General features: G+C 62.2%; 1 pseudogene. It reads left to right on the forward strand.

The annotated features are described in order from the left end of the window. Positions 1-262, forward strand: a pseudogene (locus tag AAEZ06_RS27560) (DUF6515 family protein); the annotation flags it as partial.

Below are 262 nucleotides of genomic sequence, written 5' to 3' on the forward strand. Positions count from 1 at the left end.
GTTCTTCCTCGCAGCCGGGTCTTATTACGCGTACCAGCCAGCGACCCAAGACTACATAGTGGTCGAACCACCTGCGACGATTGTGCAGCCAGCGCCGCAACCGGTGAGTAACGGTTATGACGTGGTGGCGTATCCGGCCAATGGCCAGACCCCGGCACAAATTGATCAGGACCGTTACGACTGCTACCGCTGGGCGGTTGACCAGAGCCATTTCGACCCGGCCCACATTGCCTACGCGCCCGCGCCGGCCGTGGTGCAGACC

The sequence above is a fragment of the Pseudomonas sp. HY7a-MNA-CIBAN-0227 genome (assembly GCF_040310325.1).
GTDB lineage: Bacteria > Pseudomonadota > Gammaproteobacteria > Pseudomonadales > Pseudomonadaceae > Aquipseudomonas.